Here is an 8,039-nt window from a genome sequence, read left to right as displayed (position 1 = left end):
CACCATCGGATTGCCGCGCAGCGCACCGACTTCGAGGCTCGACCCGCTGAGGTAGCGGCAGTTGAACAGGTAGGCGAGTTGGCCGAGCGCGAGCATGTTGACCGCGGCTGTCTGTGCGGTCGCCAGTGAGTGCCCGCCCGACTTCGCCACGAAGTACACCGCGATCGCCGCTGCGGCAACGAGAATCGAGACAAAGGTGATCATTGCGAGGTCGCCGCGTGCGATCAGCGGACCGTCGGTCGATCGTCTCGACCGCGACATGATCCCGGGTTCGGCGGGCTCGAAAACCAATGCGAGCGAGAGGGTCACGGCAGTGATCATGTTGACCCACAAGATCTGGACGGGCGTCAGCGGGAGCGAGAATCCGAACAGGATCGCGACGAGGATCACCAGCGACTGCGCGCCGTTGGTCGGCAGCAGGAACAGGATGGATTTGCGGATGTTGTCGTAGATCCGACGGCCCTCTTCGACCGCACGCTCGATGGTGGCGAAGTTGTCGTCGGCGAGGACGATGCCCGCGGCCTCCTTGGTGGCCTCGGTGCCTTTGATGCCCATCGCGACACCGATGTCGGCGCGGGTCAGTGCCGGCGCATCGTTCACGCCGTCGCCGGTCATCGCCACGATCTCACCCTGCGCCTGCAGTGCGGTGACGATCCGCAGCTTGTGCTCGGGGCTGGTGCGTGCGTAGATGTCGACCTCGCCGGCCACCTCGCGCAGCCGTGCCTGACTCATCTTCTGCAGGTCGGCGCCGGTGAGCACGGGGGCGGCCGGATCGTCGATGATGCCCATTTCCGCCGCGATCGCGCGTGCGGTGCCCGCGTGGTCGCCGGTGATCATCTTGACGCGGATTCCCGCGCTGTGGCAGTCGGCGATCGCTGTGATCGCCTCGGGCCGTGGGGGATCGACGATGCCCGCGACGCCCAAGAATGTCAGTCCGTGATCGATGTCGTCGAGTGTCAGCGAGTCGGCGTCAGGTGCGGGTCGTCGGGCTGCGGCGAGCACACGCAGTCCCTGCGCGCTGAGATCGTCGATGACGCTTTCCCAGCGAGGTCGGTCGAGGGATTGGAGCTCGCCGTGCTCGTCCAACTCGAACTCACTGCGGTCGAGTAGGCGGTCGGGAGCGCCCTTCACGAGAATCGTGCGCTCGCCGTCGGGCAGATCCGAGAGCGTCGCCATGAACTTGTTCTGCGACTCGAACGGGACTTCACCAAGCCGCGCGACGTCGGCGTCGAATCCGGCTTTGAGGGCCAGCGTTCGCAGCGCGCCCTCCGTCGGCTCGCCGATGAGTTGCCAACGCCCATCGACCTCGGCGACGCGTGCGTCGTTGCACAGCGCCATGGTCTCGACGAAGACCGCGAGATCGGGATCGGTGCTCAGCGAAGCGCTCTGACCGTCCGCGGTGATGGATCCGCTCGGTTCGTAGCCGGTGCCGCCGACCGAATACCGTTGTGTGCCTGTGACGACGGTGCGCACCGTCATCTCGTTCTGCGTCAGCGTGCCGGTCTTGTCGGAGCAGATCACACTGACCGAGCCGAGTGCCTCCACTGCGGGGAGCTTGCGGGTGATCGCGTGTTGGCGCGCCATCTGCTGCACACCGAGCGCCAGCGTGATGGTGACCACGGCGGGAAGTCCCTCGGGGATCGCTGCGACTGCGAAACCAATTGCAGCCGAGACCAACTCGTCGATGGTGAAGTTGTGGATGACCTTGCCGATCACCACGATCGCGGCGGCAAGGCCGAGGATGCCGAGGGAGAGTTGCTTACCGAACTTCTCGAGGCGCTGGGTCAGCGGGGTGTCGACCTGCTCGATGTCAGAGATCATCGACTGGATTCGACCGATCTCGGTCGACGGTCCGGTCGCGGTGATCACCCCGACGCCGGTGCCTGCCGAGACGATGGTGGACGAGTACGCCATCGACTGCCGGTCGCCGATGCCTGCGTCGACATCGACCGCGAGGGTGTCTTTGCCGGCGGGGACGGACTCGCCCGTCAGCGCCGATTCCTCGATACGCAGATTGGTCGCCTCAAGCAGCCGCATGTCGGCAGGCACACGATCGCCCGACCTGATCGACACGACGTCGCCCGGGACGAGGGTCTCGGCGTCGACGTCGACCCACTCGCCATCGCGTCGGGCACGCGCGTGCAGTGACAGCATGTTCCGGATGCCCGCGAGCGCGCTTTCTGCCCTGCCCTCCTGGACGAATCCGACGATGGCATTGATCACCGCGACCGCGACGATGACCGCGAAGTCGATCCATTCGCCGAGGATCGCCTTCAGCACACCTGCGCCGATGAGGATGTAGATCAGGATGTTGTTGAACTGTGCGGCGAAGCGCAGCACTGCCGGTCGAGACCGTGCAGCCGCGAGTCGATTGGGACCGACGTGCTCGAGTCGTTGTGTCGCGTCAGCGCTGGTCAGGCCCTGTGCGGAGGTGTCAAGAGCTGCGAGGACCTCCGAGCGTCCCACAGCGTGCGAATCGGTCAGCACCGCATCTGTTGTCGTCACCGTAGAGACCTCTCAGACCGTCGTCGCGCTCGCTGTCCCGGTACCCCTCTCTGTACGCAGACTCTAATGCGAACGCGCGACGTCGGCTGTGCGGCTCAGCCCGCGGGGGGCGCGGGAGAACTGCTGACGACGTCGGCCGGATTGCGCCACACGACGGGCGCCTGCTTGTAATTGAGCGAGTCGTCGCCGGTGGTGTCGGCCCAATAGATGACCCGAGTGAGCTTTTGCCCCTCATCGGCGTAGGCGACGAGGCAGGTGGCGTAGGAGTCGCCGCGGCGCATGGTTTCGGGGGGCTTCGGGTTGGCGCAGTCCTTCAGGGAGGTCGACGGCGGCAGTGTCAGCGCCGCGGTGCGTCCATCCGCCGAACCGGCGAGGCCGAGGACCTTCGGGGCGGGCGCCGGACGAGGTGCCAGAGACGTCACCGTGACGTAGACGAAATACGCTGTGCCGCCGCGGGTTTGCGCGCTCGGCACGTCTTTGCCCTGCGTGATGCCGGTGACGGTGTAGAGCGCCGTGGACCCGCCCGCGCGATAGGCGTCGGCAGGCAGCGACGCGGAGGCGCCGAAGTCGAGCGTCGTTCCGGGCGCTGTGCGCGGATGCTGCTGCCCCGGTGCGACGGTCACGGCTGCCGATCGGGGCACCGACGTCGCGGATTCGGCGGTACCTCCGGAGTCCGACGAGCATGCCGCGATGCCGAGCACGCCCGCGACACAGGCCAGCGACACCACGAGCAGTCGCGGCCGCAAAACGGTAGTCCTCACGTGCGTAAGGTATCGGATGTGGGTTCCACACAGGGGCAAGAGGTCGCCAATGGCGCGTTCGCGCTCTTCTCGCAACGACGAGCAGACGATGTGAGCGAGTTACTCGAGTCGATCTTCGGGCGCGACGACATCACCGCGATCGGCGCCGATTGGCGCGGGATCGTCTACTTCACCCTCGACGACGACGAGGAGCTCGCACCCGACACCGTCATCGGCTTCGACCCGTCGAGCGGAGCGTCGGGACCGCTCGCCACCCTCGACGAAGTGCTTGCCGCCGTCCGCGACGGCGAGATCGCCGACGCCGTCGACGTCTCCGAATTCGACGCCTGGCGGGTTGCGACCGGCACGCGCGAACTCGCGATGGGCGACTGCGTGCCGCCGCTCGTGCTCGAGTTCCTCGGCGGCCACCCGGCAGAGCGCGCCGACGAGCCGCAGGACCTCATCACCTACGTTGCGGTCGCGGCCGCGCTCATGGGTCGGCTCGAGGCGCTTGGAGTGCAACCGGGCGACGAGATCCCGCCCGAGGTGTTCGACGACGAGCGCTGGTCCTGACTCAGGCCTTGCGTCCGCGCTCGGCGCGGTACCAGCGCACCAGTGCGTCGGTCGACGAATCAGCTTGCTGCGCAGGCGCTTCGGCGTCGGTGATGACACCGAGAAGTTCTTTGGCCTGCGTCTTGCCGAGTTCGACGCCCCACTGGTCGAATGAGTTGATGCCCCATAGTGTGCCCTCGACGAACACCTGATGCTCGTAGAGCGCGATCAACTGACCGATCACCGCCGGGGTCAGTTCGGACGCGAGTATCGACGTCGATGGGCGGTTGCCGGGCATCACCTTGTGCGGCACCACCTTCTCGTCGACGCCCTCGGCCCTGATCTCGTCCGCGGTCTTTCCGAACGCCAGCACCTTGGTCTGCGCGAAGTAGTTGCTCATCAGCAGGTCGTGCATCGAGCCGGTGTCATCGGCTGTGGGCAGATCGTCGGTGGGATTGGCGAAGCCGATGAAGTCGGCGGGCACCAGACGTGTTCCCTGATGGAGCAATTGGTAGAAGGCGTGCTGGCCGTTGGTACCCGGCTCGCCCCAGAAGATCTCGCCGGTGTCGGTGGTCACGTGCTCGCCGTCGGCCTTGACCGACTTGCCGTTGGACTCCATCGTCAACTGCTGCAGGTACGCGGCGAAACGTGCCATGTCATTCGAATAGGGAAGCACCACCCGCGACTGCGCGTCCCAGAAGTTCGAGTACCAGAATCCGATCAACGCCAGCAGCACAGGCGCGTTGCTCTCCAGCGGCTGCGCACGGAAATGGGTGTCGACGGTGCGGAATCCGCCGAGGAATTCGGCGAAGCGTTCTTTGCCGGTCGCCGCCATCACCGAGAGGCCGATCGCAGAATCCACCGAGTAGCGGCCACCGACCCAGTCCCAGAAGCCGAACATGTTGACCGGGTCGATCCCGAAGTTCGACACCGCCTCCGCGTTGGTGCTGACGGCTGCGAAATGCTTGGCGACGGCGTCCTCGCCCGCGCCGAGCTTCTCCAGCAGCCACCGCTTGGCTGCCGCCGCGTTGGTCAGCGTCTCCAGCGTCGTGAAGGTTTTCGACGCGACGATGAAGAGTGTCTGCTCGGCGTCGAGGTCGGCGAGTGTCGCGACCATGTCGGCCGGGTCGACATTGGACACGAAGTGGCAGCGGATGTCGGTGTCGACGTAGTGGCGCAGCGAGCCGTACACCATCACGGGCCCGAGGTCGGAGCCGCCGATGCCGATGTTGACGACGTCGGTGATGGGTTTTCCGGTGTGGCCCTTCCACTCTCCGCTGCGCAGCTTGTCGGTGAATGCGCCCATCGCGTCGAGCACCTCGTGGACGTCGTGCACGACGTCCTGGCCGTCGACGACGAGTTGCGCGTCGGCAGGCAGGCGGAGCGCGGTGTGCAGAACCGCGCGGTCTTCGGAGGTATTGATGTGCACGCCTGCAAACATGTCGTCGCGGTGCTGTTCGAGATTCGCTTCACGCGCGAGCGAGAGGAGGAGCTCGATGGTCTCGGTGTCGATGAGGTGTTTGGAGTAGTCGATGTGCAGATCGCCGACGTCGATGGTGAGCTCGCGTCCACGGGCGGGGTTGTCGGCGAACAACTCCCGGAGATGGCGTGCGGCGAGGATCGGCTTGTGAGCCTCCAACGCCTGCCAGGGTTGAGTAGTGGTGATGTCCTTGCCGCTGCTGGAGACGTCGGTGCCCATGACCCAACACTAGGTCTTCACAGCGTGGCGCGTGCTCGATAAGAGGGGAGACCGACGTCTCGTAACCGATGGTTCACCAATCGCGAACCCGGCGAGCGGTCAGCGACCGAGCGGACCCCTGCCGAGGCGCAGCAGCAGCATGGCGAGCGTGTGGCCCTCCTGGCCGAGCACGGCGAACCGGTCGATGACCTTCACCTCGCGCGAATGCACCAGCCGCGGGCCGCCCGACGCCATCCGGGTGGCGCCGACCTTTTTCGACACGGCAGTCCTTCGCTTGATCGCGGCGAGGATGATCGCGTCGAGGCGGTCGATCTCGACCCGCAGGTCGTCGATCTCGTCTGACAGGTCGTCGATGGAGGGGTCGAGACGGTAGTACTCGAGATCGATCGTTTCCTCGAACGGCACCGGCACGTCCGACGAGGCGTCGGGTGTCGTCGCAGGGTTCTGATCGTTGCTCGCATCGCTCACCGGGGTGATTTTGCCACGCGCTACCCGCGGCGGTTCTACTAGATCCCATGCCGAGCAGCCCGACGGTGACGTCGCAGTCACCCACATCCGACGAGCCGCATCGACACCGACCCCTCACGGGCCGGATCGGTTCGCTCACGGTCGTGACGGCGATCGTGCTGATCGTTGCGCATCTGGTGGTCCGCGCGTGGCTGGTCGCAACCGGCAACTTCTACTGGGATGACCTCATCCTCATCGGCCGCGCGTCGACCCTTCCCCTCTGGTCGTGGGACTACCTGGGCCAGAGTCACGACGGCCACTTCATGCCTGCGGCCTTCCTCGTCGCCGGGCTGTCGACGCTGGCAGCACCGGTCAACTGGGTGATCCCGGCGGTCACGCTCGTCGTGTTGCAGGCGCTCGCGTCGCTGTCGGTGTGGCGAATGATTCGCGTGGTGGGATCGGCCGCGGGAGGTGACCGTGCGGGTCGTCGACGACCCGCGCTCGAGGTGGGAGCGTTGGCTGCCTTGGCGTTCTATCTGTTCACTCCGCTCACCGTGCCCGCGTACATCTGGTGGGCCGCAGGCCTCAACTCGTTGCCGATGCAGGCGGCGATGGCCTGGATCGTCGCCGACGCCGTTCTCTTGTGCACCGGCCGCGTGCCGGAATCGTCGCGACGACTCGTCGTCATCAGGTCGACGGTGATCTTCGTGGTCGCGCTCGCCTTCTTCGAGAAGTCGCTGTTCATCCTGCCGGTGGCCTTCATCGCGGCCGTGCTGGTCGTGCGTTTCGACCGCACCTCAGAGCCCTCGGATGACACCGGCGAGCCTGCCGACCGCACTGTCTCGGCGCTCCCGCGTACCCCGCTCATCGTCGCCTTCACGCGGGGTCGCGCGCTGTGGACTCCGCTGACCGTCGTCTTCGTGGTGTGGGTCATCGTCTACTTCTCGGTCTCCGACGCGACGGCGGGGACGCACTCGGTGTCGCAGACCGCGCAACTGGTGTGGCGCTCGATCAACAAGGCGCTCGTGCCGTCCCTGGTGGGAGGTCCGTGGGACTGGGAACGCTGGGTACCTTCTCCGCCGATGGGGTTCCCGTCGATCTGGATGATCGTGCTCGGCTGGATCGTGGTTGCCGGTTTCGTCATCTGGGCGATCAGAACGCGCGTCGGTGCGATCGGCGTGCTCGTTGCCGTCGCGTTGTACGTGGTGGTCGTGCAGATCCCGCCCATGTGGAATCGGTCGAGCGCCAACACGGCGCTCGAACTCGCACAGACGATGCGCTATCTCCCCGACGCCGCGCTGGTGTTGGCTCTGGCGTTCACGCTGCTCCTGATCTCGCCGAACCGTGCGTCTACCGGGGCGTCGCAGACGGATGGCGCCGATCGGGGTCCCGCGCGGCACGCACGCGAGGCGGGTACATCGCCGCTGCTGCTCGTCGGCGTCATGGCCGTGGCGTTCGCGGTCGCGTCGTCGATCATCTCCACCGCGGCCTACTCGGCGTCGTGGAATGACGATCCGACCGGCCCGTATCTCGCGAACGCCAAGCGCGCACTCGCCGCGAACAAGGACACGACGATGTTCGACCAGGCACTACCCCTCGAGGTGTTGCTTCCGGTCGCCTATCCGGAGAACCAGATCAGTCATACCTTCGGCAAGCTGCGTGATCGGCCGACATTCGGCACCCACACCGACCGTCTCATCGTGCTCGACAACTCGGGCAACGCCGTGCCCGGTGCCGTGACGCCGCGGCGCTCGATCACCGCCGGGCGCGGGTCGTGCGCGCGACCCGAACTCGACGGCCCGAGCCGACTCCGACTCGACGGTCCGCTGATCCAGTGGCAATGGACCATCGCACTGGGATACTGCGCCAATTCCGCTGGGCAGGTGCATTTCTCGCTCGACGGTGGAGCGCCCGTCACGGTGCCGGTCACAGCCGGGTTGCACGTCGTCTACGTGCAACTCGACGGTCGCGGCACCGAACTCGACGTTCGGCCGCTCACGCCCGGCCTCGCACTGCACACCGGAGCGGGGCGTGTGGGTGAGGTTGTCGACGCGCGCCTCCTCGGGGGCTGAGTGTCGGTGGTGGCGAGTAACCTG

At 66.4% G+C, this 8,039-nt stretch carries 6 protein-coding genes; 2 read left to right on the top strand and 4 right to left on the bottom strand.

What is annotated here, in order from left to right:
- Together A5777_RS19080 and A5777_RS19075 are read right to left on the bottom strand one after the other, a co-directional pair.
- A partial coding sequence (locus A5777_RS19080; protein ID WP_064863838.1) for an HAD-IC family P-type ATPase occupies nucleotides 1-2,505 on the bottom strand: 2,505 nt, incomplete at its 3' end.
- A gap of 95 nt (nucleotides 2,506-2,600) precedes the next feature.
- A complete protein-coding gene (locus tag A5777_RS19075; RefSeq protein ID WP_231895116.1) occupies nucleotides 2,601-3,266 on the bottom strand; it encodes a hypothetical protein in 666 nt (221 codons plus the stop codon).
- An 18-nt stretch (nucleotides 3,267-3,284) separates the two neighbouring features.
- Between A5777_RS19075 and A5777_RS19070 the strand changes: the two genes are divergently transcribed.
- Nucleotides 3,285-3,818 (top strand): hypothetical protein, encoded by a 534-nt coding sequence (locus tag A5777_RS19070; RefSeq protein WP_064863836.1) that lies wholly within the window; start codon nucleotides 3,285-3,287, stop codon nucleotides 3,816-3,818.
- A gap of 1 nt (nucleotide 3,819) precedes the next feature.
- Here A5777_RS19070 and pgi read toward each other — a convergent pair whose 3' ends face one another.
- Nucleotides 3,820-5,496 carry a glucose-6-phosphate isomerase gene (gene pgi, locus A5777_RS19065; protein ID WP_064863835.1) on the bottom strand — a complete coding sequence of 559 codons (1,677 nt, stop codon included), beginning with the start codon at nucleotides 5,494-5,496 and terminating at the stop codon, nucleotides 3,820-3,822.
- A gap of 99 nt (nucleotides 5,497-5,595) precedes the next feature.
- Complete coding sequence (locus A5777_RS19060; RefSeq protein WP_039856226.1) at nucleotides 5,596-5,964, bottom strand: chorismate mutase; 369 nt, start codon at nucleotides 5,962-5,964, stop codon at nucleotides 5,596-5,598.
- A 47-nt stretch (nucleotides 5,965-6,011) separates the two neighbouring features.
- Between A5777_RS19060 and A5777_RS19055 the strand changes: the two genes are divergently transcribed.
- Nucleotides 6,012-8,015 (top strand): hypothetical protein, encoded by a 2,004-nt coding sequence (locus A5777_RS19055; protein WP_231895115.1) that lies wholly within the window; start codon nucleotides 6,012-6,014, stop codon nucleotides 8,013-8,015.
- Nucleotides 8,016-8,039 lie beyond the last annotated feature (24 nt).

The sequence above is a fragment of the Gordonia sp. 852002-10350_SCH5691597 genome, from assembly GCF_001665715.1.
Classification (GTDB): domain Bacteria; phylum Actinomycetota; class Actinomycetes; order Mycobacteriales; family Mycobacteriaceae; genus Gordonia; species Gordonia sputi.
This window is presented reverse-complemented; position numbering and strand designations above follow the sequence as displayed.